The sequence below is a fragment of the Paraburkholderia sp. GAS41 genome (assembly GCF_050436545.1).
Classification (GTDB): Bacteria; Pseudomonadota; Gammaproteobacteria; order Burkholderiales; family Burkholderiaceae; genus Paraburkholderia.
This window is the reverse complement of sequence record NZ_JBNDMK010000008.1, coordinates 200,851-223,165: the sequence shown is the minus strand read 5'-3', so window position 1 is coordinate 223,165 and position 22,315 is coordinate 200,851. Positions and strand designations below refer to the sequence as shown.

Here is a 22,315-nt window from a genome sequence, read left to right as displayed (position 1 = left end):
ACCTTGCCGATGGCTCAGCGTTTTTTTGCGGTGAGCGGGATCACGCCTTTGACCTGAGTCGTCCCAACCGGCTCGGGCGGCAGATAGCCCCACTGGCGGTCGCCGGTCGCAGCAGCACTCGAGGCGGGTGGCGCAGCGCTGGCATCGTGCGGGTGGTCGGGACGCGGCGCGGCTGGACTGTCTGCCTGCTGCGCGGGTTCGCGACTATGGCGACGATGCTGCAAAACTCCTTCGGCCACCTGATCGACGTGGCCGGTGGTTACCGCAGCCGCCTGTTCGAGTGCGGCCAGCGCTCGCGCGGCGCGCAGCATGACGAGATCGGCGCGCAGGCCATCGACGGCCGCGGCGATGCACAGCGCGCTGACGTGCACGTGCACCGCGTCATCGAAGCCTAGCGCTGGCAACGCTGCGCGAGCGGCGCGAATCCGCTGCACATGTGCCGCCTGCTGTTCCGCGTAGGCCGCACAGAATGCCTGTGGATCGAGATCGAAGCCGAGCCGTGCCTTGACGATCTGTTGACGCACCGTTGGATCGAAGCAGTTTTCCAGTTCGACCATCAGCCCGAAACGATCGATCAGTTGCGGCCGCAACTCGCCCTCTTCCGGATTCATCGTCCCGATCAGCACGAAACTCGCCGCGTGGCTGTGCGAAATGCCGTCACGTTCGACCGTATTCACGCCGCTGGCTGCCGCGTCGAGCAACGCATCGACCAAGGCGTCGGGCAACAGGTTGATTTCGTCGACATACAGCATGCCGCGATGCGCCTTCGCCAGCAAACCCGGCGAAAAGCGCACGGCACCGTCGCGCAGCGCGCTTTCGATATCGAGCGTGCCGATCAGACGATCCTCGCTCGCGCCGAGCGGCAACGTCACCAGTTGGCCCTCGGGCAACAGCTCCGCGAGCGCGCGTGCCGCCGTCGATTTGGCAGTGCCGCGCGGCCCCGTGACCAGCACGCCGCCCAGGCCCGGATCGATCGCGGCAAGCAGCAAAGCCTGCTGCAAACGCGCTTGCCCGACCAGCGCGCTAAACGGAAAGGCGGGCCGCGCCGCCGACGTGTCGCGAACCTTGCTCGCTGCGTTCATGATCGTGTTCCTTCGATGAACTGCTCGCTCGCGAGCAGATGCTGTTCGACTTGCGCGCGATAGTCGCCTGGTGCTTGCCACAGTCCCCGTTGCATCGCTTCGAGCAGACGCTCGCAGATCGAATGCAGCGCGTGCGGATTGTGTTGCTGCAGGAAGTCGCGTGTGCCGGGGTCATTCAGATACGCGTCGGTCACCAGCGCGTATTGATGGTCGGCAATCACGCGCGCCGTTGCGTCGTAGCCGTAGAGATAGTCGACCGTCGCGGCGATTTCCGCGGCGCCTTTGTAGCCATGACGCTTCACGCCATCGAGCCACTTCGGATTGACCACGCGCGAGCGGATCACGCGGGCGATTTCTTCGTGCAGCGTACGGACGCGCGGCGTGTCCGGATTGCTATGGTCCGCGTGATACACGTGCGGCTGGGTGCCCGCCAGATGCCGCACGGCCGCCACCATGCCGCCCTGAAACTGGTAGTAGTCGTTCGAATCGAGCAGATCGTGCTCGCGGTTGTCCTGATTCTGCAGTACCACGTCCATGGCGGCAAGCCGCGTGCCGAACGCCTGGCGGGCTTCCTCGCCCGCGCTTTTCTGGGTGTAGACGTAACCGCCCCAAGCCTGGTAGGCGTTCGCCAGATCGGCATCGGTTTGCCACTGCCGGGTGTCGATGATCTCTTGCAGACCGGCGCCGTAAGCGCCCGGCCGCGCGCTGAAAACGCGCCAGCCGGCGCGTCTGCGCGCTTCCGCTGCGTCCATGCCGCGCGCCATCAGCGTATCGCGTTCGCGCATCACGCGCGCGCGGACCGGGTTGACGTCCTCGGGTTCGTCGAGTTCGGCGACCGCCTGCACGGCTGCGTCGAACAGGTGCATCACATTGGCGAAGGCGTCGCGGAAGAAGCCCGATACGCGCAACGTGACGTCGATGCGCGGCCGGTCGAACACTTCGATTGGCATGATCTCGAAGTCCGTGACCCGATGGCTGCCGGGCGCCCAGCGGGGCCGCACGCCGAGCAGTGCCATGGCCTGGGCAATATCGTCGCCACCGGTGCGCATGGTCGCGGTGCCCCACACGGACAGACCGATCGCCCGTGGATAATCTCCATGCTCCTGCACATGCCGTTCAAGCAGATGCTGCGCCGATTTCAGGCCCAGCGCCCAGGCCGCCTGAGTGGGAATGGCGCGCGTATCGACCGAGTAGAAGTTGCGGCCGGTGGGCAGGACATCGGGCCGGCCACGCGAGGGTGAACCGCTCGGCCCCGCCGGCACAAAACGGCCTTCCAGCCCGCGTTTGAGTTGGCGCATCTCTTCCGGACCGCAGGCGTCGAGGCGCGGCAAGATGTCGTTGCGCAGGCGTTCGAGGACAAGTTCGGTTTGCGGCAATGCGCCTGCGGGCGGCAATCTCACGCCTGCAGTACGCTCACCGCCGCATATCGCCGCCAGCATTTCGCCGCCAAGCCATTCAAGCCGCTCGCGGGTGTCGCCGTTGTGTCGCCACGCTACGTCGCCTAGCTGCTGCAAGACTGCCGGGCGCGGACCGTCCCACACCGCCGCCCAATCCGCGGAAAGTGGATCGAACAGATGATCCATCTGAAGATCGCGTGCCAGCGCATCCATCAGACCCGCGTTGCCGCCCCGTCCATCGCCAACTGGAAAGCGGCCCAGCGCCAGCAAGGTATCGCGCCGCTGCACACCCTCGGGCGAACGGCCGAAGGTATGCAGGCCATCGCGAATCTGCGCTTCTTTCAGCTCGCACAGCCAGGCATCCACGCGGGTGAGCAGCGCGTCTTCGGCATCCTGTCCGGCCGGCTCCTTCAGGCTCAGTTCGTCATGCAGACGATGTTCGACGATGGTCGAAAGGATCGTACGTCTGAGCAGTTTCGAACGGCGCGGGTCGACCATCAATGCTTCGTAGTACTCGTCGACCTGACGCTCGAGATCCTGCAGTGGACCATAGCTTTCGGCCCGCGTGAGCGGCGGCATCAGGTGATCGATAATCACCGCCTGGGCGCGGCGCTTCGCCTGACTGCCCTCGCCGGGATCGTTGACGATAAACGGATACAGATGCGGCAGCGGCCCTAGAATCAGATCGGGCCAGCAGGCATGGCTCAGCGCCACACTTTTGCCCGGCAGCCATTCGAGGTTGCCATGCTTGCCGACGTGCACCACCGCGTCGATTCCCAAGGCGTGACGCAGCCAGAAGTAGAACGCCAGATAGGCATGCGGCGGCACGAGATCGGCGTCGTGATAGCTCGCGTAATCGCCCTGCTCGCGCGAGCGCGACGGCTGAATGCCGACGAACACCTGGCCGCAGCGCCAGCCGGAAATCATGAAGCGGCCGCGCCTTACTGTCGGGTCCTGCTCCGGCGGCCCCCAACGCGCGTTCAACGCCTCTCTGGCTACGGCCGGCAGGCGTGCGAAATGGGCGAGGTAGTCGTGGAGCGCGAGGCTCTGCAAGGCGGGACGCAGATCGCGCACGACGGGATCATTGGTGACGCCTTCGGTCAGCTTGCGCAGCAAGGCGTCGCCGTCCGGCGGCAGTTCGCCGACCCGATAACCCTGCTCGGCCAGCATTGCGAGGATGCCCACCACTGAGGCCGGCGTATCGAGCCCCACGCCATTGCCGATGCGCCCTTCGCTCATTGGATAGTTCGCGAGGATCAGCGCGAGCGTCTTGTCAGCGTTATCGAGCGTGCGCAGGCGGCACCAGCGGCGGCTCAGCTCCGCGAGAAACTCGATCCGCTCATGATCGGGCTGATACCGCACCACGTCCACTTCGGTGTGGGGACAGCGGTACGCGAGCCCCTTGAAGCTGATCGCCCGCGTGATGATGCGGCCATCCACCTCGGGCAGCGCAATATGCATCACGATATCGCGCGAATTCAGTCCATGGTGGTCCTTGACCCAATCCTCACGATTGCCGCCGCTCAGGATCACCTGCATCACGGGCGCGTCGCCAGCAAGGGCGAGCGGCTCGGGGTCGTCAATCGCCGTGGCTGCGAACGCCGTTGTGTTCAGCACCAGTGCGACATCATGTTGCGCGCACAACTGCTGCAAGACCTCGCGGCTCATGGCGTCCTTGAGCGAGGTCAGCGCAATCGGCAACGGGTTCAGGCCTTGTGCATCGAGCGCCTCGATCAGCGCATCGAATACCGCCGTATTGGCGGCCTGCAGATGCGCCTTATAGAACAGGATTGCGACGACCGGCGCGGCGGGTCGCCAGCGTGCCTGCCAGTCGGCGATCGTCGGGAGGTCGCGCGCAGGATGATAGAGCGTGGCCGCCGGCAACACGCGCGGCGGCGCCGGCTCGTGCCCCCAACCCAGCGAACGCCACGCGAGACAACGCAGAAACGCCTCGGCATTCTGCGCGCCGCCTTCGCGCAGATAGCGCCATAGCTGATGACAGAACGCCGCATCCGCGGTGCTGCGCGCGAGCAGGTTGGGATCTTCCTGCAGATCGCCGGAGAACATCGCCAGCACCTGCTGCTTGCGCGCGGCGAGCGCCACGACCTGTTCGATACCGTACGGCCAATACGCTTCGCCGCCCAGGTGATCCACCACCACGACCCGCGCATGCTGCAACACGTCTTCGACATAGAAATCGACCGATGCAGGTTGCCGCAGATAAGTGACGTTCGCGAGCCGCACGCTCGGAAAACCCTCGCCTAAACGCGGCACGGCGCTGGCGAGCAGCGACAGCGTGGTATCGGCAGAGCTGAGCACCACGATCTCGGCGGGCCGCTGATCGATGCGGATGACGCCCTGCGTGTCGTCGACGAAGCCACCCGGCGTAGTGCGCAGCAGATGCATGATCCGTTACGCCTGTTGCGCGATGCTCGTCAGGGCGGCGTCGAACGCGCGCTGCAGCACCGGCCGGTCGAGATCCGCGCCGATCAGCACGAAGCGGCTCCGCTGCGTTTCGCCGGTTTGCCAGCGGCGGTCGAAATAGCTGTCGAAGCGGCGCCCCACGCCCTGAATCACCAGCCGCATCGGCGCGCCGGGCAGTGCGGCAAAGCCTTTCACGCGATAGATCGTGTGGCTTTCGACAAGACTTTGCAACGCGGCAATCACAGCCTCGCGCGACGGCGCCTGCGCCTCCACCACGACTGAATCGAACTCGTCGTGTTGATGATCGGCGTCTTCTGCCGAGCCATGATGATCGTGCCGCAGATGGATCGTCGCCTCGGACGCCGCTTCGAGTCCGAGCAGCGTGTGCAGGTCCAGTTCGCCACGATGCGCGCGCACCACCTTGACCTGCGACGGAATCTCTTCGCGGATCAACGCTTCGACTGCGCCTTGCTGCGCTTCGTCGAGCAGATCCGTCTTGTTGAGGATCACCAGATCTGCTGCGGACAACTGATCTTCGAACAGTTCATGCAGCGGCGACTCGTGATCGAGATTCGGATCGGCCTTGCGTTGCGCGTCCACGGCGATCGGGTTGTCGGCGAACTGGCCGCTGGCTGCCGCCGGACCGTCGACCACCGTCACCACCGCATCCACCGTGAAGCTGTTCTTGATGGCCGGCCAGTTGAACGCCTGCACCAGCGGCTTGGGCAACGCGAGGCCCGAGGTTTCGATCAGCACGTGATCGATCTGCTCGCGGCGTTCCACCAGCTTTTCCATTACGGGAAAAAACGCTTCCTGCACGGTGCAGCAGAGGCAGCCGTTGGCCAGCTCATACAGTTGACCTTCGGTCTCGTTGCCCTGTTCGTCGCAACCGATGCCGCAACCCTTGAGGATCTCGCCGTCGATACCCAGTTCGCCGAACTCGTTGACGATCACCGCAATGCGCTTGCCGCCTGCGTGTTGAAGAATATGGCGCAGCAAGGTGGTTTTGCCGCTGCCGAGGAAGCCTGTCACCACGGTGACGGGGATTTTGCGCATGGGGTTTTGCATGGTGATTCCGTCGAAAGAACTGGCCGGTTCATGGGCACGGGAATTGAACAGACGAAACACGGGGACGGATAACGGCGCCGCCACAGCAGCGCGCACAGGTAATGAATCATGGACGACACGCCGCATCCCCGCGGCGTCGCCCTGCTTCTCTGGCCGGTATCCGGGCTGGCGAAAGCGCCGCTTCCCCTTCCCGGGCGAGTGATTTCTCGCCCAGTGGTTGCATGCCTGCGCGATCTTGCGCGCAGACACTGAAGCCGGCTCTGCACCGCTTGCGCGATGCCTTCGCTTACCGTTGCGGGGGCAGCACAGGTTGGTCCGGTCTCGTGAAAGTGGACGCCCTGTTTCCCGTTTAACTGCATGCGCAGGAACGCGCATACGAGCACCAAAGTGCGTGGGAGTGTAGGCTCGCAAGCCCCGTGCGTCAAGGAAACCAGGCCTACGACCCAGGGCATGCCTTGTGCTATCGTATGCGCGCGTTGGGTGCCGCCGCGTGCTCGCGCAGGCGCAGTTGAACGGGAAACAGGATGCGGAATATGTGGCAGCGGATGAATTCGGCCACCGGAAAAACACTCAGTGTCGGTGTCGGTTGTACGCAGCACAGCTCTGCGGACCAGATCTTCGCCGCCGTCACGAAGACCCTGGGTACGGCGCCGTTCGAAGCCATTCGCTGCATTGCGACCATCGAATCCAAAGCCCGGCAGCCCGGCCTGCTCGAATTTTGCGCGCGTCATGCGCTAGCTTTGCAGACCTTCAGCCGCGCCGAAATCGCCACCGTAACCGCTCCGCCCACGCCATCCGCTGCGGCCCGCAAGCATCTCGGCATCGAGGGCGTCTGCGAACCCTGCGCCCTGCTCGCCGCGCCCGGCGGCCGGCTCATCGCCAACAAGACGGTGCTCGACGGCGTCACCGTGGCGATTGCATCGAATGCATCCGGTCCGCTGTCGCCGACCACAGAATTTAACCATCAACAGGACCTTCCATGAAAACCGATCCCGAATCGCATCTGCGCATGACCCAGCGGCGTCGCGAAGGGCATGAGAAAAAGCAGGCCGAAGCGACCATCGAAAAAGGCCTGCTGATCGTCAACACCGGCACCGGCAAGGGCAAAACCACGGCCGCGTTCGGCATGGCGGTGCGCGTACTGGGGCATGGCATGCGCCTTGGCGTCGTGCAGTTCATCAAGGGCGCACTGCACACGTCGGAGCGCGATTTTCTGGGCAAAATCGCCCAATGCGATTTCGTTACCATGGGCGACGGGTACACGTGGAATACGCAAAACCGCGACGCCGACATCGCGACTGCCCGCAAAGGCTGGGACGAAGCACGGCGGATGATCGAAAGCGGCGAGTACCAGATGGTGATTCTCGACGAACTGAATACCGTGCTGAAGTACGAATACCTGCCACTCGACGAAGTGCTCGCAGTGGTGAACGCGCGTCCCGAGATGCTGCATGTGGTGATTACGGGGCGTCATGCGCCCGACGCGCTGATCGAAGCGGCCGATCTGGTCACGGAAATGCGCATCGTCAAGCACCCGTATCGTGAGCAGCATGTCAAGGCGCAGCGCGGCGTGGAATTCTGAACCATGCCGTCCTGTCCCGCCCTGTTCATCAGCGCACCGGCTTCCGGTCAGGGCAAAACCACGATTACCGCCGGCCTTGCGCGCTATCACCGGCGGCAAGGGCGGCGCGTGCGCGTCTTCAAGACCGGCCCGGATTTTCTGGACCCGATGATCCTCGCACGCGCAAGCGGCGCACCGGTGCTCTCGCTCGACCTGTGGATGGTCGGCGCAGCCGCGTGCCGCGAACTGCTTGCACAGGCGGCAGCCGAGGCGGATCTGATCCTGATTGAAGGCGTGATGGGCCTCTACGACGGCACGCCGAGCAGCGCCGACCTCGCCACCGCGTTCGGCGTACCGGTCGTCACAGTGATATCCGCCAAGGCGATGGCGCAAACCTTCGGAGCCGTCGCCTTCGGCCTCGCGCGATTCCGGCCGGAGGTGCCGTTTCACGGCGTGTTCGCCAACCGTGTCGGCTCGGCGCGCCACGCGCAGATGCTGCAGGAGGCGTTGCCGGCCGGGCTGCGCTGGACCGGCCATATTGCCAGCGCGGACGCCATCGAACTGCCCGAGCGCCATCTCGGCCTGCACCAGGCGGGCGATATCGACGATCTCGATGCGCGGCTCGATCGTGCCGCGGAGGCGCTCGCGCAAACGCCGCTGGCAGCATTGCCGCCGCCGGTGGAATTTGCCGCGCAGGCCCGTCATGAACCACCGCGCCTGCTGGACGGCAAACACATCGCGATTGCCCGTGATGCAGCGTTCTCGTTCATCTATCCGGCCAACGTCACGTTACTCGAAACGTTGGGTGCAAAGGTCAGCGACTTCTCACCGCTTGCGGACGAGCCTGTGCCGGACGCGGTGGACGCCGTCTATCTGCCAGGCGGTTATCCCGAACTGCATGCGCAGACACTCGCGCGCAACACGGTGACTGCAGATGCAATCCGGGCGCACGTGGCCGCTGGAAAACCCATCGTCGCCGAATGTGGCGGTATGCTGTATCTGCTCGAGCAACTCACCGACACGCACGGCGTCACCACACCGATGCTCGGTCTGCTGCCGGGCCACGCGACGATGCAGACCCGCCTCGCGGCGCTCGGCATGCAACAGCTCGACGGCATCCACGGGGGCATGACCGGTCATACGTACCACTACTCAAAGTTGACGACGCCGCTCACGCCGGTGCTGACGGCCAGCCGTCCGCAAGCCGACGCGCCCGGCGAGGCCGTATTTCGTGCCGGCCCGATCGTCGCCACCTATATGCACGCCTACTGGCCTTCCAACCCGGCCTTCGCGGCCGCCCTGTTCCATGGCGAAGTGTTTTAACGATTCCGACCGCGAGGCCGTCTACCGCGCCATCTACGAGCGGCGCGACATGCGGCATTTCGTGCGCGACCCTGTCGACCCCGTCGTGCTGCAACGTCTGCTCGATGCTGCGCACCATGCGCCGAGCGTCGGCTTCATGCAACCGTGGCGCATTGCGCGCATCACCGATCCGGCGCTGCGTGCGGCCTTGCACGAGACGGTGGACCGCGAACGGCTCGCGACCGCCGACGCGCTCGGCAAACGGCGCGACGAGTTCATGAAACTCAAGGTCGAAGGCATGCTGGAGTGCGGCGAACTCCTCGTGATGGCTCTGATGGACGGCCGCGAGAAGCACATCTTCGGGCGCCGCACGTTGCCGGAGATGGATCTCGCCTCGGTGGCCTGTGCGATCCAGAACATGTGGCTGGCCGCGCGCGCCGAAGGTCTCGGCATGGGCTGGGTGTCCCTGTTCGACGTGGATGCTGTGCGCAATCTGCTGCATATGCCGGAAGGCGCGCGTCCGGTGGCGATCCTGTGCCTGGGTCATGTCGACCAGTTCTATGCGGAGCCAATGCTCGAAACCGAGCGCTGGGCGAGCCGCGTGCCACTTGGCGATTGTGTGTTCGAAAACCGCTGGCCTGAGAACGACACGCCGGAATGATCCGCTGCGCGGGGCCGTGGATGCACGCCGCGCGAACAATCAGGGCTGAACCGGCTTCATCGACACCACTTTCGGGCTGCCGTCCGCCGCATCGGCGCGCAGTTTCACGCGCCAGTCAGCGTGATCCGCGAAGGGAAACTGCGCCAGCGCGCTCTTCACCAGATATGGAATCGCGTGCAGCGGATCCGCGTCGTGATCCTCGCTCACGGCACTCACCGTGTAGACCTCGCTGCCGCTAGTCTGCTCGAAGAAACGCAACGTCAACGAATGCTGATACGCGTGGCGGCCAAACAGCGAGAAGGCGCCTTCACCACCGCCGCTGCAGCCTTGCTGCGCGCAATCCGCCGATTTAACCTTGATCGCTGCAAGCCGCGTGTCGTAAGCAATCGACAACAGATAATGCGCACGCTCCCGGGCCACATCGGCAAAATCGTATTTAACGAGTTCGGCGCGGATCAATGTTTCGTATTCCATATGATCCGGCAGACCGTCCTGCAACGGTGAACGGACCAGCGCATAGCTGTGTTCCCCTTGCATCCGGGTATCGGCTGGCGCCGCCCGGACGTCGGTGCTGACGCCCGCACACCCGGTCAAGCTTAAGGTCAGGCTCGCTGCCGTCAGCGCAGCGCATATCAGCATGGCTTTCATCGTGTTCTCACTTCCAGAAAATGCAGGATGCCCATCACGCGGGCCCAGGCTGTGTGTCGTCGAGCGCCGGCAGCCATACGGTGAAGGCCGTCCCCTGGCCCGATGCGCTGACCACCTGCACATCACCTCCGTGCCGCGTCACAACCGTTTTGACGAAGGCCATGCCAAGGCCCGCGCCGCCGGTATCGGGCTGCTCGGTCTCGTGAAAGCGCCGGAACCGCTGAAACAGCCGGCTCTGCTGTTCCAGCGGAATCCCATAGCCCTGGTCGCGAATCGTACATTGCACGCGCGCCGGCAGGCCGCTCGCCGGTCCAATCGTGCAGCTGATCCGCGACGCGGGCGGGCTGTACTTGACCGCGTTGTTCATGATGTTGACGAGTGCCCGCGTCATCAGCGAACGGTCCGCGCAGATCCAGTAGCCGTCGTCGGTTTCGGCCTCGGTCGCCAGCCCGATCTGCTTGGCGTGCGCCTGCGGCCAGACTTCGTCGCTGGCGTCGATCATCAGTTCGCTCAGGCTGACGGGTTCGAGCACATAGGCTTGCGACTCGGCGCGCGCCAGTTGCACGAAATCGTCGGCGAGGGTGAGCGCGCGTCGCGCGTACCGGGCGATGCGTTCGAGCAACTCATGCACGTGGTCCGACTCGATCCGAGCCCGCTCGATCTCCACCAGCGCCAGAATCGACGCCTGCGGCGAACGCATATCATGCGACAGCAGCCGCAACGCGTCCTCGCGCAGCCGCTCGGCCGCGTGCAACGCCGACACGTCGACAAGACCCGCAATCCAGCCCGTCACTTCGCCTTCTTCGTTGGTACACATGGCATAGCGCAGCAGATGATCGCGCTCGGCCAGGTCGCGCACTTCGATGCCTTGCGCCATCAGTCCCGCGAATTCGCGCCGCGCCGGATCGAGAATCGCCGGCCAGTGCGTGCGCGCCCGCGTGTCGTGGTCCGCGTCGCCCTCGCTGCCGGCATCGATCGTCTTCACGAACGCCAGGTCGCCGAGGACCTCGCGCATCAGCCGGCCTTGCGGCATGACCGAACCCAGCCGCTCGAAGTGTGCAATGGCCGCGTGGTTGGCAATCAGTACGATGCCGCGCACGTCGCTCACCAGAATCGGCTCGGGCACGCTGTCGAGACTGTCCCAGACGAAGCGTTTCATGTCCTGCACCCGCTGCGCGGCCTGCGCCATCAGCGCCATCTGCTGCTCCAGCACGTCGCCGCCGAATTCGCCGTGGCGCTGCGGCGTTTCGGGCAGCAGATGCGGTTCATCCGCGAGCCGCTGCAGTTCCTGACGCAGATACGCCATGGTCATTTCGAGGCGCCGCCAGTTCCACACCGGATACACCACGATCAGTCCCATCACGGCGGGCGCGGGTGACATCCACAGCCGCGCGCCGTACAACAACGCGGCACTGCCACCCGTGACGAGAACGCATAGCCCGACGGTCAGCAGCAACGAACGCCGCGGCGACAGGACGAGGAACCCCGCCAGCAGGACGGCGAGCGGCACCAGCGAGACAAGAAACAGCGGCACCGCCGCGACCGGATCGATGCCGCGGCCCGTCAGCAGCGTATCGAGCACGCTCGCATGAATGTAGACGCCGGGCAGCGGCCCAAGCTCGCCAGACACCGGCGTAGCGAAGCGGTCATACAGGCCCGACGCGGTCACGCCGATCAGCACGACATGGCCGCGCAACTGCTCGGGCGGCACCTCGCCCGCCACGACGCTGGCGAACGACACATGCGGATAGCTCGCGGCATTCAGGCCGAACGGGATCAGAAAACGTGCCTCGTCGACCTTTTCCTGGGTGCGGTCGCGCACGCCGGCAAGGCCCGCGACTGGCGGCGAAAGCTTGAGTGCGCCACTTCTGAGCGCGCGCCAGGCCGGCACCATCAATTGCGGCCAGCGTGAATGCGCGTCGCCCTCGAACAGCGCCACGCTGCGGACAATGCCGTCGCCGTCGACTTCCAGATTGATATGGCCGAGGCCGGCCGCTGCGGCGGCGAGAGGCGCCACCGGCTTGACGACCACGCGCTGGCCGTCGCTGTCTTCTGGGCTAAGCAGCATCGGAAGATAGGTCGGACTCAGCGCGATCGCGTGTGCGAGTTGCGCGTCGTCCGCGGCGGGCTCAGTGAACAGCACGTCGTAGATCACCGCGGCCGGCTGCGCCTTGGCGAGTTGTTCCAGCAGGTTCGCATGCACGCTGCGCGGCCACGGCCAATGACCAAGCCGCTCGATGCTGGCGTTGTCGATTTCGACCACTACGATATCCGCGAGCACCGGCTGCGTATGCAAGGCGAGGAACCGGTCGTAGACCAGATGATCGACGCCCGCGGTCCAGCGGCCGAGCGCGCTCAGAAGGATGACCGCAATGCCGAGGCAGCCGAGCGCGCCCCATTCGAACAGGAAGCGTCGGCCGGCCGGCCGCCCAAGTCGTGCACGCGGATCAAGGCTCATGCGTGGAGGGTTTGCGTCCTAACGGGCCAGTGTGAACGACCGGATCGAGCTGCCCTTCTCGTAGAACCGGCCGTTTTCGAACTGCTCGGCGATCACGGTCCAATAATAAACGCCGCGCGGCAGATCCGTCACCACGATCTCGCCAGCCGGCAGATCGGGCCGGTCGAGAATCGGATTGCGCAGATCCGGCGTGGCCGCGAGAACGAAGCGAAAGCGCGTCGCCACGCCGGTGCGGCTCGCGAACCAGCGGAAGGTGTAGTCGCGGCTGCCGGGACGCCGCGTCGCCGAGGCACTCAGCCCCAACTGACGCCGCTCGAAACCATAGGTCTGGGGCAGGCCTTCGAGGCCGTTGTGATCGATTGCCGAGATGCGTACGAAGTAGGTGCCGTCGGGCAGCTCGCCGAAGTCGGCATGCGGCGCGCTCACCGGCAGATCGCGGATCAGGTCGAGCAGGTCGGCATCGCGTGCGATCTGCGCGCGATAGCCCGCCGCGTGGCTGTCGGGCACGAGATCGAACGCGACGCCCGGGCCATCCTGAATCTTGCCGGGATCGCTCAAGGATGGCGCGGCCAGCAATTCGATGGGCGCGCCGATTGTCCCGCTCGCGCCCGAGACGTTGCCGAAGCGCGCCGCCACGAGTTGCGCCGAGGCCTGCAGCGGCACGCCCGGTGCGGGCGCAGCTGTGCTGCCCGGATCCACGCCCACCGCGCCGTCGAGGACTTCAACGGCCGTTTGCTGCTGGCCCGCGTCGTAAGTCACCCGAAAGCGGGTACCTCGCACACCCGCTACCACGGACGGCGAGCGGATCTGGAAGCGGTCGTCTTTCTGGGTGGCGTGGGTGACTTCGCTATCGACCTCGCCGTGCGGCAGTTCGATGACCCGGTCGGAGGCACCCGTCAAGACAGTCTGACGAAGTTTGCCGATCTCGATCATGCTGTCCTGCGAGACCGAAACGTGCGAACCGTCCACCAGTTCCAGCGTCGCGAAACCCCCATGGCCGGTGCGCACGCGATCGCCTTCGCCAAGCTGCATGTCCCGTGCAAGCGGCGTGTAAGGGCCTGTACCGAACGCCCGCTCGACCGGTCCGCTGGTCGCCAGCACCCGCGCCGATTCGCGATCCTGACGCAGCAGCGCGACCGGTAGCCGGATCGGGATGCCGGCTTGCAGACGACGCGGCGCGGGCACGTGGTTCAGACGGCTGAGCACCGTCCAGTCATGCTGATCGCGCAGAAAACGCCCGGCGATTTCATATAGGGTATCGCCCGCTGCAGTTGTGTAAGTCACGGTGGCAAGCGGCGCGCTGTTGCGCTTGTACGTGTGCGTGTCGTCATGGGCAGCGGCTAGCCCGGACGCCAGGCCGCCGAGCGCCGCCACCACATACGGCAAGCACGGCGCGAGCATCGCCAGCGCGCGGCGCCCGCTGCCGGCTGGCAGACGGGCCGGCAGCGGGCCGGCAGACAACCTCACGCGTCCCCCTTTTCGATGCGCTCCAGGCGGTATCCATAGCCGTAGATCGGCGTCAGACGGTAGCCGTTTTCGGGCCGCAAACCCAGCTTGCTGCGCAGCATCGAAACGTGCGTGTCCATGGTGCGCGACGGGATTTCGGTGACCTGTTTCCAGATCACGTCGAGAATATGGGCGCGCGACAACGGCCGGCTCAGATGCTGGAACAGCAACAACGCGAGATCGAATTCCTTTTGCGTCACAGCCACGGCGGTGCCGCGCACGAGGACGTGCTTGGCGCTCAGATCGAATTCGTATTCGCCGAATACTTCCTTCACGGCCGTCGTGTTGAGCCTGTACGCGCGCCGCAACAGCGACCCCACGCGCGCCAGCAGGACGCCCGCCGACACCGGCTTGACGACGTAGTCGTCCGCGCCCGTATTGAGGATCGACGTGATGTCGGTCTCGCGACTGCGGCTCGTCATGAACAGCACCGGCAAGCGCTCGGACAGGCTCTCGCGCACCCAGCGCAGCACTTCCTCGCCCGACATATCGGGCACGTTCCAATCCAGTACCAGCAGATCGAAAGTCTGGCGCCTGAGTTGGCGTACCAGCGCGCGGCCTTCGGCATAGGCGTGGCAGATGTGGCCAGCGGCCGAAAGGGTTTGACACACCAGATCGGCCTGAGCCGGATCGTCATCCAGGACAGCAATTCTCATAACACCCCGCAATGCAACACCGTTTTTCGTATCTGGATGGCCGGTTAGCGAGTCGATGCGGCACGCGGCCCGGACGCCCGGTCCGCAATGCCCCGTTTGCTTTTAAACGTCGGTACGCGTTTCGCGCGCCGACGTTCATGCAAGCGGTTCTGCCATCGACAACGCTATTTATCGATTATTAACCGCGCGCCGGAAACGCCTGTTTAAAACAAGCATCGGAAATATCTCAAAAATGACGCGCAATTTGGCCGGTCACATAAAGTGATTAGGCATTTCGATCATAATCGAAAACAGCCATCCCCTTCCGAATGCCATCGAACTGCCATCTGGCATCGACTCAAACGCCCGAGCCTGTCTCTCAGGTTCATTACTGACCGCGAAGGCCCATCAACGGGTTGTACAGCGGGTCTTGCTCACGTATTTATGCTGGCCCCGTCTAACCTCTCCTGGCAAGGCCAAGGCGTTGTGCCTCGGCCCACCTTCGTCATTCTTGTTGCCTTTGCTGCGGCTTCCCTCGTTAAACCGCAAGGCCCCTGTCACGCTATTGCCGCCCCACGCGATGCAATTCACATACTTACGCGTGACGCCGTGCGCCAGGGAGTGGACTGATATTGATCCTCCAGCGAGGCTAGTATAAGAACAGTCTCAATTTAAATCGTTTAAACATTGTCAAACCGGTTTCGGGCCGCAAGCGTGGATATGCAACGAGACGCATCGACACCACAAAAATCAACCGCAAGAACCCAGTGGCCACGGGACTGCCACGGCCCCGTCCGCAGGCGCCCCCTCCAGTGAACCGCATCAAAAAATGCCGTTTCGACAATTAAGATTTGTCGCACCGACCAATTGTTGCTGATATCACATGCGCCTACTATCTCCTTCGTTGGAATTCTGCTCATCCGCTTCCGCGTGTTGCGATAAGCAAGGTCAGAAATCAGGAGCGTCGAGGACGTCGTGTCGGATTCCGCATGGCTTTATCGTTTGTCTCTGCCCCGTCATTACATTCAATCATGCAGGATTCCTACACGATAACCAGTCTCTTCGATACCTTCGATCTTCAGGGCACGGCCCTCAAGAATCGTATCGTCATGGCACCGCTTACGCGGTCACGAGCCCCTCACGACATCGCGGACGAACGCATCGCGCTTTACTACACACAACGCGCCACCGCCGGACTGATCGTCAGCGAGGGCACGCCAATCTCGCGCGAAGGCCAGCGATACCTGTTCAACCCAGGCATCTTCACTGCAGAGCAAATTGCCGGATGGCGTTTGACCACCCAGTCCGTCCAGCCGGTCGGCGGAAAGATTTTTGCCCAGATCTGGCATGTCGGCCGCGTGTCTCATCCGTCGATCTATGAGGATGGCAGGCTGCCTGTCAGCGGTTCGTCGAAGCGCCCTGTAGGTGCAGTCGCTTTCGGATACGACGAAAGCGGCAAGCCCGGTTTCGTTGAGCCGCCTGCGCCTCGTCAACTGGAAACCCGCGAGATCACCCGCATCGTGGAAGAGTTTGCGCAATCCGCATCTCCCCGTATGGGAAGCTTTTCGACATGCCGCACTATGACGAGATCGACACGACCTACACCGAACTCGCCAAAGAGATCGGGCAGCGCGGGCTCGCCTACGTTCACGTCATGAATCAGTCGGGGTTCGCGCGACCGGACAAGGTCGTAGAAACAGGCGCTGAAACAGGCTTCAATGGGCTCTTGCGGAAAATGAAAGTCCATCTTCCTCGCACCGCGCTGATTCTGGCAGGCGGAATGACGCGGGAAAACGCCGAGCAGATGATCGAAAGCAATCTTATCGACCTCGCGGCGTTTGGTGCGAACTTCGTCAGTAATCCCGATCTTGTCGCCCGGCTGCAAAACGGTTGGCCGCTCACGCCCGCGGACCCCAACACTTTTTACGGCGGCGGCGCCGCAGGCTACATCGACTACACGCCCTACACCGCGAACTAGGTCGCGCCTTCCGGCATCGCTCTCGTAAGAGCCGCTATGGCGAGAATGCTCAGCATGCAGATTCGCTGCGTGCTGACCCTCTCGCTCCCCGACGAATTGACTTGCCGTGCAGGCCTAACAGCTTTCCTGCGCGAGGCATTTCGTTTTCACGTCCAATGACCCCACAAAATCATTGGTACAAGTGGCGTCAAAGCCAAACAGCTAATTTTCTGGACTAAAGCATGAGCACATCACAAAAGGTTGTCGTCGTTACCGGAGCATCCCAAGGGATGGGTGCCGGAAGTCGTCAAGGCATTTCGCAAGCTCGACTATCGGATCGTCGCCACTTCACGTTCGATCAAGCCGTCTGAAGACCCGAATATCCTGACGATCGCCGGCGATATTGGTGCTCCCGAAACCGCTCAACGTGTCATCTCCGAAGGCGTTGCAAAGTTCGGCCGGATCGACACGCTGGTGAACAACGCCGGCATTTATATCGGCAAGCCTTTCACGGAAAACACCCGCGAAGACTACGCGGCTGTGACGAATGTGAATATGGCGGGCTTCTACTACATCACGCAACTCGCCATCGCTGAAATGGAAAAGCATTCGAGCGGCCACGTGGTTAGCGTGACCGCGAGTGTCGTGGACCACGCGCTGAGCGGCGTGTATTCAGTACTGGCCGCGCTGACAAAGGGCGGCCTCAACGCTGCCACGAAGTCGCTGGCGATCGAGTACGCGAAGAAAGGTATTCGCGTCAATGCCGTGGCGCCGGGCGTCATCAAGACTCCGATGCACGCGGAGGAATATCACGACATGCTCAACGGCCTCCATCCGCTGGGCCGCATGGGCGAGATGAGCGATATCACCAACGCCATCCTGTTCCTGGATTCGGCACCGTTCATTACGGGAGAAATCCTGCACGTCGACGGCGGCCAGAGCGCAGGTCGTTAAGCAACACGACGTTCGGCGGTCGCGACAACTTCCTGGTTGCCTTGCGGCCGCTCATGAAGCGAAAAAATCTCGCTATGCAAACCTCACCTGACACCTCATCCGCCGACGCGTTCGACGGTATCCGTGCGGTCTCACCGGCGCTCGAACGCTATACGACCGACGTCCTGCTGGGCAACGTCTGTAAGCGCCCTCAACTATCGGCGCGCGACCGCAGCATCGTGACGCTGGCTGTTCTGATCGCTCGCAACCAGAGCGCTGAATTACCGTTTTACCTCGATCTGGCGCTCGATAGCGGCCTCGAACCCGGTGAGATTTCCGAGCTCATCACGCATCTCGCCTTCTATTCGGGTTGGGCCAACGCGCGGGCCGCAGTGAAGGCGACGAAGCCCGTCTTCGAGCGCCGTGCAATCACTCCGGCACAGCTTGCCCCCGCCTCCGTTGACCTGCTTCCCCTCGACCCGGCGGCTGTCGCACAACTCGAGACTGCAGAGCAGTACTTCGGTGCCGTGGCGCCGGGACTCGTGCATTTCTCGACCGACGTGCTCTTTGGCAATCTATGGCTGCGGCGGGGCCTCTCCACGCGTGACCGCAGTCTTGCGACCGTCAGTACGGTGGACGCAAAGTACAACTTCGCGATCGATGAAGGCAACGCCGAAGAATGGGCGAGTTGCTTCACAGCCGACGGGGCCTTCAATGCTGCGATCGAAGGGGAACAACCACGCGGCACCGAGCAATTGAAGGCCTTCGTTCCTACGGGCACCACAACCTTCGGAACGATGTATCACTTCACGACCAACGAAATTATCTCGGCTGATGGAGAAAATGCTCGTCAAAAGTGCTACCTGCAGTTCTTCAGTAAAAAGGACGGCGCCATCAATGGGTATATTTGCGTCTACGACGACTGGCTCAAGCGCGAGAATGGCGCCTGGAAATACAACCGTCGAGACGTCATCTCAAAGGACCAGTTCAGTCATCTCGCAGCTTGACGCAACGCCTGCCGGAACCCTCTGAGCCTATCTGCTGGCCAACGCTGCAGCGGGTAGCGTGAATTGAAAGGTTGCGCCTCGCTCAGGCGCGTCTTCGACCCATAAGCGCCCACCGTGCAATTCGACAATCGTCCAGCAGATGCGCCACCCCATGCCGGTACCGTGCGGTTTCGTCGTAAGGAATGGATCGAAAATCTGTTTCGCGAGCTGCGGGGAAATCCCCTTTCCGGTGTCGCTGACTGAAACAGGAATCTGGCCGTTGCCGATCTGCTGCGACCTGATGATTAACATCGCGATGTCCGTCGGCTTCCGCTAATTGAACCCCAGTCGCATTCACGCTTGCCCGCCATCGCGCTTTTGTGAAGGCCGACTCGCCGGAACCTGGACACGGGTTTCTGCCCGTTCATAACTGCTCTATCCTGATCGGCGGTCGGCTCAACCTTTCATTTGAGCCAGAATCTGTTCAGCGAGAAAATCGCAGGGCGGCCGCTCGGACCGGGCACTGCGCGCAAGGACGACCTCGACGTCATCCAGCGGCGGCAATCCTTCGTTCTGCGATAGCTGAACCAGGTGCGCCGGTACGCTGCATCTGGCGAGCGGCGCTATTGCCAGTCCGGCTTCGACCATGCTGACAAGGCCCAACAGGCTCGGGCTTTCGTACGACATCCGGTATTTGATGTTTTCCCGCTGAAGCGCGCTGATGGCATTGGCACGTGCCGTACTGCCCTGTGCGAAAACAGCGATTGGAAGCGGACGCTCTTGCCACACTTTTCTGGCCGGCGAACCGGTCCACACCACCGGTTCGAACCGGACGAATTCGCCCGCGATGCCTTTCGTTCTGGTGATGTAGGCAAGGTCCAGCGTGTTGTCTTTGAGCAATGGGCCGAGCTCGCTGCTGGGCCGGCCAATCACCCGAATCTCGACGCGGGGATGAGCCACCACGAACTTCCCCAGCACCTGCGGCAGCAACGATGACGCGAAGTCGTCAGGCACGCCGATGGTGACGCGGCCCTTCATCTCGGGGCGAACGACCGACGCCCATGCTTCCTCACGCATCGCGAGCATGCGACGGCCGTAGTCCAGCAGCGACTTGCCGTCTGCGGTAATCGCTACGTTGCGGGTGCTTCGCACGAAGAGCGGCTTGCCCAGCGCTTCTTCGAGCGCCTTGATCTGCATGCTCACCGCCGACGGCGACCGATGCACGGCCTCCGCGGCGCGCGCAAACGATTCCGTATCGGCCAGCGCCACCACCATTTCCAGCACATCCAGATCGAGTCTTTTCACGTTCTTCAGAAAATCTGAGCAATGGATTCAGTTTAATTCGTTTTACTGGAGTTTGCCTCGAACCGATACTACCCACGAAGAGCGCTTGAAAGGAACTCGCGAAAATGCACGGTACGGTATCGATTTACGGATTTTTGGCGGTCGGCGGCATGCTTGCGGTCACACCAGGGCCGAACATGATCTACGTGATGTCGCGCTCGATTGCGCAAGGACGCACGGCCGGGCTGATATCGCTCGGGGGCGTCATGCTCGGATACCTCTTTTATATGTTTGGCGCCGCGTTCGGCATCACGGCGTTTTTTCTGAGCGTCCCTTATGCAGCCAGCGTGTTGGGCGCAGGGGGCGCGGCGTATCTGTTCTATCTGGCCTGGCAGGCCGTGAAGCCGGGCGGCCGTTCTCCGCTGGAAGTGCGCGCCCTGCCGCGCGAACAGCCTCACCGGCTCTTCGCAATGGGCGCCACGACCAGTCTGTTGAATCCCAAGCTGGCGATGATCTTTCTGTCACTCCTGCCACAATTCATCAACTACCAGAGCGGCAGCGTTCTCAAGCAATCGCTCGTGCTCGGTTCGTCGCTGATCGTCGCGTTCGCATCGGTCAATGGCTTCGTGGCAATCTGCTCGGGCAGCATGGCGACGTTCCTCGCCAGTCGGCCGAAATTCCTGATCGCTCAACGCTGGACAATGGGCGTGATTCTGCTTGCCCTCGGCGCACACATGACTCTGGATGCATTGAAGCTGGGCGGCGTCGCTTGACGCTTCGTCGCAAAGCGGCTCGAAAGCCGCTCGAAACCGGACGACCCGAACCGTAAACGTTCAACCCAAACTGCCCGCTACAGATCGAGGCATGCAGGCTTACAACTCGCGCGCTACGTTGCGCAAAATCTCCTGCGCGCGCTGGGCGATCGGCGATAGGTAACCGACCCTTCGTATCAGTCCAACCTGCCGCAGCAGGCCGTCGAGCTGGAGCGGGCGCACCGCAATGTCGAACGGCAGGCGGCCTGGGTCGAAGCTGCGTGTGTTGATCAAGCTGACCAGCTGGGTCGTGGACACGATAAGAATCAACGCGGCCAGACTGTTGGCCTCCGCCACCACGCGCATACGCGGATAGCCCTGTTGTGCAAACGCCTGCTCGATCTGCGCACGTGCGTACTCCTGTCGACTGGACGCGGCCCACGAGCACTCCGCCAGATCGTGTAGCGTGACCGATTTCCGCGTGGCAAGAGGATGCGTAGTGCTAACCATCAAGCTGTAGTGATCGTCATAGAGCACCTCCTTCGCCATGGAGGCATCCAATGTTTCGGGCAAGGGACAGACAGCCAGTTCCACTTCACGCTTGTCGATCGCGTCCAGCAGGATGTCGCTGAACGCCGTCGTCACATTGACGCGAGCGGCGGGCCGCTCGACGAGCAACGTTGGGAACAGCGCGCGCAGCGCGAAACTCGTAGTGGCGGGCGTCGCACCAATGCGCAGCAGACCCGCGTGTCCTCCGCCAATATCGCGCGCTTCCTGCAGCGCGCTATCCAGTTGCATCGAAACGCCAGACACCCGTGCGTGGAATATTTTGCCCGCCTCCGTCAATACCGAGCCGCGCGCGGTGCGTTCGACCAACCTTACTCCCACCTTTCGCTCCAGACGCTGGATCGCTTTGGTCACGGCCGGCTGGGAAATGCCGAGCTGTTCGGCCGCGCGTGCCAGCGTACCGGTGCCCGCGATGGTCAGGAAATAAGTCAGGTCAGCATCGATCTGTCGCCGGCGCAGTACGCGCTGTGGATTCCGCCGTATACCGAGCACGTATCGTTTGCGCATGGCGAGACGATCTATCGCTCGGCTTACGTGTCGCTTGCCTGCTCGGCGCGGATGCCGGTACACGCGTGCATCGTGAATGTCGGGCCGGTGCTGCGTGCCGTGCTCGACAATCTGGCCGCACGCGATATCCGCACGCCGGAGACCGACGCGGACCGGCATCTCGCGCAGGTCGTGCTCGACATGATTCTCGACGCCGACAATCACGTGCAATACTATCTACCGCATGCGGCATCAGCAGGGCTGAACCGCGTGCTGGCGTCGCTGCACGAGTGCCCCGGCGACCGGCGCACGACGGCGGAAATCGCGGCGGCGGTGCACATGACCGCGCGCACGCTCGAACGCAAATGTCAGCGGGAACTGGGGATGCCGCTGAACGACTGGCGGCAGCGGCTGAAGCTCACCCACGCAATCGAACGGCTCGCCGCCGGCGATACGGTGCAGCACATCGCCATTACGCTCGGGTATGGCACGAGTTCGGCGTTCATCGCGATGTTCAGAAGGGTCGTCGGTACAACGCCGGAACAGTATCGGAAGAACGCGGGCGAGTGACTGGCGAGCTTCGACGAGTTGCGGCCCCGCATGCACGG

At 63.2% G+C, this 22,315-nt stretch carries 19 protein-coding genes, 2 pseudogenes and 1 riboswitch; of the genes and pseudogenes, 10 read left to right on the top strand and 11 right to left on the bottom strand.

What is annotated here, in order from left to right; genetic code table 11:
• Positions 1-14 precede the first annotated feature (14 nt).
• Genes P3T43_RS14280 through cobW form a run of 3 tightly spaced genes read right to left on the bottom strand, consistent with a single transcriptional unit; the run spans position 15 to position 5,971 of the window.
• Positions 15-1,082 carry an ATP-binding protein gene (locus tag P3T43_RS14280; protein WP_429281685.1) on the bottom strand — a complete coding sequence of 356 codons (1,068 nt, stop codon included), beginning with the start codon at positions 1,080-1,082 and terminating at the stop codon, positions 15-17.
• A complete protein-coding gene (gene cobN / locus P3T43_RS14275) occupies positions 1,079-4,885 on the bottom strand; it encodes a cobaltochelatase subunit CobN (RefSeq protein ID WP_429281684.1) in 3,807 nt (1,268 codons plus the stop codon). The genes P3T43_RS14280 and cobN overlap by 4 nt, the downstream gene beginning before the upstream one ends.
• Before the next feature lie 6 nt (positions 4,886-4,891).
• A complete protein-coding gene (cobW, locus tag P3T43_RS14270) occupies positions 4,892-5,971 on the bottom strand; it encodes a cobalamin biosynthesis protein CobW (protein WP_429281683.1) in 1,080 nt (359 codons plus the stop codon).
• 134 nt (positions 5,972-6,105) lie between these two features.
• A riboswitch (cobalamin riboswitch) is annotated at positions 6,106-6,373 on the bottom strand.
• A 131-nt stretch (positions 6,374-6,504) separates the two neighbouring features.
• Here cobW and P3T43_RS14265 point away from each other — a divergent pair.
• Genes P3T43_RS14265 through bluB form a run of 4 tightly spaced genes read left to right on the top strand, consistent with a single transcriptional unit; the run spans position 6,505 to position 9,495 of the window.
• The gene (locus P3T43_RS14265; protein ID WP_429281682.1) at positions 6,505-6,954 is read left to right on the top strand and encodes a cobalamin biosynthesis protein; all 450 of its coding nucleotides are present in this window, start codon (positions 6,505-6,507) and stop codon (positions 6,952-6,954) included.
• The gene (cobO, locus tag P3T43_RS14260; protein ID WP_429281681.1) at positions 6,951-7,553 is read left to right on the top strand and encodes a cob(I)yrinic acid a,c-diamide adenosyltransferase; all 603 of its coding nucleotides are present in this window, start codon (positions 6,951-6,953) and stop codon (positions 7,551-7,553) included. The genes P3T43_RS14265 and cobO overlap by 4 nt, the downstream gene beginning before the upstream one ends.
• 3 nt (positions 7,554-7,556) lie before the next feature.
• Positions 7,557-8,855, top strand: coding sequence for a cobyrinate a,c-diamide synthase (locus tag P3T43_RS14255; RefSeq protein WP_429281680.1), 1,299 nt, complete (start codon positions 7,557-7,559; stop codon positions 8,853-8,855).
• Positions 8,839-9,495, top strand: coding sequence for a 5,6-dimethylbenzimidazole synthase (gene bluB / locus P3T43_RS14250; RefSeq protein WP_429281679.1), 657 nt, complete (start codon positions 8,839-8,841; stop codon positions 9,493-9,495). Before P3T43_RS14255 ends, bluB begins: the two co-directional genes overlap by 17 nt.
• A gap of 39 nt (positions 9,496-9,534) precedes the next feature.
• Here bluB and P3T43_RS14245 read toward each other — a convergent pair whose 3' ends face one another.
• The 4 genes from P3T43_RS14245 to P3T43_RS14230 form a co-directional block, all read right to left on the bottom strand.
• Positions 9,535-10,143: a DUF4136 domain-containing protein gene (locus P3T43_RS14245; RefSeq protein WP_429281678.1), complete on the bottom strand. Its 609-nt coding sequence runs from the start codon at positions 10,141-10,143 to the stop codon at positions 9,535-9,537.
• A gap of 34 nt (positions 10,144-10,177) precedes the next feature.
• A complete protein-coding gene (locus P3T43_RS14240; protein WP_429281677.1) occupies positions 10,178-12,601 on the bottom strand; it encodes a CHASE2 domain-containing protein in 2,424 nt (807 codons plus the stop codon).
• 18 nt (positions 12,602-12,619) lie between these two features.
• Positions 12,620-14,002 carry a FecR domain-containing protein gene (locus P3T43_RS14235; protein ID WP_429281721.1) on the bottom strand — a complete coding sequence of 461 codons (1,383 nt, stop codon included), beginning with the start codon at positions 14,000-14,002 and terminating at the stop codon, positions 12,620-12,622.
• Between the two features lie 62 nt (positions 14,003-14,064).
• Positions 14,065-14,763, bottom strand: a complete 699-nt coding sequence (locus tag P3T43_RS14230) for a response regulator transcription factor (RefSeq protein WP_429281676.1) — start codon at positions 14,761-14,763, stop codon at positions 14,065-14,067.
• A gap of 968 nt (positions 14,764-15,731) precedes the next feature.
• On the opposite strand from P3T43_RS14230, the gene P3T43_RS14225 reads away from it, so the two are divergent.
• The 4 genes and pseudogenes from P3T43_RS14225 (at position 15,732) to P3T43_RS14210 (ending at position 18,639) form a co-directional block, all read left to right on the top strand.
• Positions 15,732-16,400 (top strand): hypothetical protein, encoded by a 669-nt coding sequence (locus tag P3T43_RS14225; protein WP_429281675.1) that lies wholly within the window; start codon positions 15,732-15,734, stop codon positions 16,398-16,400.
• Positions 16,313-16,720, top strand: coding sequence for a hypothetical protein (locus tag P3T43_RS14220; RefSeq protein WP_429281674.1), 408 nt, complete (start codon positions 16,313-16,315; stop codon positions 16,718-16,720). The genes P3T43_RS14225 and P3T43_RS14220 overlap by 88 nt, the downstream gene beginning before the upstream one ends.
• Before the next feature lie 221 nt (positions 16,721-16,941).
• Positions 16,942-17,653: pseudogene (locus P3T43_RS14215) on the top strand (SDR family NAD(P)-dependent oxidoreductase).
• 74 nt (positions 17,654-17,727) lie between these two features.
• Positions 17,728-18,639 (top strand): carboxymuconolactone decarboxylase family protein, encoded by a 912-nt coding sequence (locus tag P3T43_RS14210; protein WP_429281673.1) that lies wholly within the window; start codon positions 17,728-17,730, stop codon positions 18,637-18,639.
• A gap of 27 nt (positions 18,640-18,666) precedes the next feature.
• On the opposite strand, the gene P3T43_RS14205 is transcribed toward P3T43_RS14210, so the two are convergent.
• Positions 18,667-18,930: an ATP-binding protein gene (locus P3T43_RS14205; RefSeq protein ID WP_429281672.1), complete on the bottom strand. Its 264-nt coding sequence runs from the start codon at positions 18,928-18,930 to the stop codon at positions 18,667-18,669.
• 144 nt (positions 18,931-19,074) lie between these two features.
• Positions 19,075-19,923, bottom strand: a complete 849-nt coding sequence (locus P3T43_RS14200) for a LysR substrate-binding domain-containing protein (RefSeq protein WP_429281671.1) — start codon at positions 19,921-19,923, stop codon at positions 19,075-19,077.
• Positions 19,924-20,027: 104 nt separating this feature from the next.
• On the opposite strand from P3T43_RS14200, the gene P3T43_RS14195 reads away from it, so the two are divergent.
• On the top strand, positions 20,028-20,675 hold the full coding sequence (locus P3T43_RS14195; protein WP_429281670.1) for a LysE family translocator: 648 nt from the start codon (positions 20,028-20,030) through the stop codon (positions 20,673-20,675).
• Between the two features lie 99 nt (positions 20,676-20,774).
• Here P3T43_RS14195 and P3T43_RS14190 read toward each other — a convergent pair whose 3' ends face one another.
• Together P3T43_RS14190 and P3T43_RS14185 are read right to left on the bottom strand one after the other, a co-directional pair.
• Positions 20,775-21,452 carry a LysR family transcriptional regulator substrate-binding protein gene (locus tag P3T43_RS14190; RefSeq protein WP_429281720.1) on the bottom strand — a complete coding sequence of 226 codons (678 nt, stop codon included), beginning with the start codon at positions 21,450-21,452 and terminating at the stop codon, positions 20,775-20,777.
• A gap of 90 nt (positions 21,453-21,542) precedes the next feature.
• A pseudogene (locus P3T43_RS14185) lies at positions 21,543-21,728 on the bottom strand (helix-turn-helix domain-containing protein); the annotation flags it as partial.
• 51 nt (positions 21,729-21,779) lie between these two features.
• Here P3T43_RS14185 and P3T43_RS14180 point away from each other — a divergent pair.
• On the top strand, positions 21,780-22,277 hold the full coding sequence (locus P3T43_RS14180; protein WP_429281719.1) for a helix-turn-helix domain-containing protein: 498 nt from the start codon (positions 21,780-21,782) through the stop codon (positions 22,275-22,277).
• Positions 22,278-22,315: the final 38 nt, after the last annotated feature.